The organism is Cerasibacillus quisquiliarum (assembly GCF_014202495.1).
Lineage (GTDB): Bacteria > Bacillota > Bacilli > Bacillales > Amphibacillaceae > Cerasibacillus > Cerasibacillus quisquiliarum.
Genome location: NZ_JACHHA010000028.1, coordinates 1 through 2,183, shown reverse-complemented (window position 1 = coordinate 2,183; position 2,183 = coordinate 1). Strand labels below are relative to the sequence as shown.

General features: G+C 29.0%; 1 protein-coding gene and 2 pseudogenes. 2 read left to right on the top strand and 1 reads right to left on the bottom strand.

The genetic code is table 11. The annotated features are described in order from the left end of the window. Positions 1–100, top strand: a pseudogene (locus tag HNQ35_RS14625) (ATP-binding protein); the annotation flags it as partial. A gap of 92 nt (positions 101–192) precedes the next feature. Here the strand turns inward: HNQ35_RS14625 and HNQ35_RS13905 are convergent. Continuing rightward, positions 193–1,476: an MFS transporter gene (locus HNQ35_RS13905; RefSeq protein WP_146938865.1), complete on the bottom strand. Its 1,284-nt coding sequence runs from the start codon at positions 1,474–1,476 to the stop codon at positions 193–195. 434 nt (positions 1,477–1,910) lie between these two features. On the opposite strand from HNQ35_RS13905, the pseudogene HNQ35_RS13900 reads away from it, so the two are divergent. Then, a pseudogene (locus HNQ35_RS13900) lies at positions 1,911–2,183 on the top strand (recombinase family protein); the annotation flags it as partial.

Sequence of the window (2,183 nt, the reverse complement as noted above, 5' to 3'; positions counted from 1 at the left end):
TAGAATTATGCATCGTGTTGAGATTATTCATCTTAATGGAGATAGCTATAGAATGAAACATCGAAGTACGATTTTTAGCAATGAAAATGTGTCAATTTAATTAGCGAAAACTGTGTCATTTTACTTGACGGTTACACACGCCCACTGACCTCCGTTCTAAGCGAAAAGAAAATAGATACATATTTAATAATATTATTGGATATTAGAACTTTTAAATACCTTTTCTTTAGATTGTTTATCCTCTTTTAATTTATAAATCTTATAGGCATTTATATAAATGAAAATTATAGTTAGTCCAATACCAATAAAAATACAAGTTATCATTTTTTCAGAAATAAATGTACTTCCCCAAATAAATAAACCAGATAAAGTTCCACCTAATGCCCCCATTAATCCTAGTATCGATAAGACGGTGCCTCTGGTATTTTCAGGAATAGCATTCGCAACTATTGTTTGTAATGTTGGATTATAAATTAAGCGACCAATAGCAATAAGGAACATACCTAGAACAAGAAATATAGGATGAACAAAGTAACTTAGGAGCACATATCCAGATATAAATAATATTAATCCGAAGATTAAGTTGCTTTTATCTGAAAGTTTCTTTGTCAGTTTTATTATTAAACCAGTCACCAATGCCGTTATCAAGGTGTTTTCTAAATTTAAAATACTGATCATATTATAGCCAGTAATATTGACACTTTCACTAATCGGATAATTAGAAACTATCCTCACACTTATATAGTTAGGGAACTGCTCACTCAGTAGATTTATTAATAGGCTACCTAGATAGAGAAGAATAAAAAAAGCTGAAAACAACTTTAATTTATTATTACTATTAGTTTTATTATTAAATGCAACTCTTTTTTGTTGTCCAATTTCTTTTTTCTGTATTTTTTCATAATAAAAATCCTTTATAAAAACTGATGTAAATATTGCAGAAATTAAGGAAGTTACCCCAACTAAAAAATATAATATTTGTGAATAATTCTCAAAAAAGAAACCGCCAATAAGACTACCTAAAGCAAAAGCTACACTTGACATCCACATAAAATAGGAATACATTGTCTTTCTATATTCATCTTCACTTGAATCTATTAATAGTACAGAGTACGCAGGATTGGCAGCAGTTTCAAAAAAGTAAATAATACTAAAAGATAATAAAATAGGTAACATGTAAAAAACTTCTAGGGAATCGAAATAACTAACTACGATAAAACCAATTCCTGTAATCATTTCACTGAAAACGATAATCTTCTTTCTCCCTAAACGATCTGTTATAATACCTCCCAAAATATACCCTATTATACTAATAATTCCTATTAAAAGAATCATAGATGTGGTTAATGCAGGACCAATTTTATTTGAAAAGTATACAACTGTATAAGGCATTACCATTGTTGAGGTTACTATAGCGAAAAAGTTCAAATATAAACGGATACGTACATTTTTGTTAAATGTTCTAAGTGAATTCATTATTATTCCTCTCTTTTTTATATTATTACTTAGTTATTTTAACATAAAATAAATTAATATTATTAAACATAATAATATAATTCAAAAATAACAAATTAACAGAATCTAGAGTATATTTTAATTTAATGCAGTTAACAGAATCTTCCACTTTATGTAATATTATGTTGAATTAGGTTAAGAGGAGGGGTAAAAATATGAAAAGAGTACTAAGATTACAAGAGATGGTTAACTCACAACCGGTTCGTGAAAATAACACGAATGTATGTAAAGATACTATCTAATCTATATCAGTATCCTATTAAATTTATTCTAGTATTATGTTGGTTGAATTATTCGGTTAAAGGGAGGGAAACAACAATGAAAAGAGTACTAAAATTACAAGAATTGGTTAACTCTCAACCGGTTCGCGAAAATAACACACAAGACGGCTATATAACGAGGGAATTCCTACTCCTGCTCAAATAGCTGGAAAAGCAAACGCAGGAGATAAGTGGCATGATTCTACCATTAGATGCATCTTAACAAATCCCCATTACGTTGAGGATCTTGTTCAAGGAAGAACAACGACAGTAAGTGTAACAAGTAAAAGAAGAAAAAACGATTCTAAAGAAAAACAGTTTATTATCAAAAATGCACATGAGCCAATTATATCTAGGGAAACGTTTGATGCTGTCCAAAATCAATTAGAGCAGAGAAGAAAATATATT

Bases quoted from the DNA above. Each gene is read 5' to 3' on its own strand.
- HNQ35_RS13905 (WP_146938865.1), bottom strand. From the start codon at position 1,476: ATGAATTCACTTAGAACATTTAACAAAAATGTACGTATCCGTTTATAT.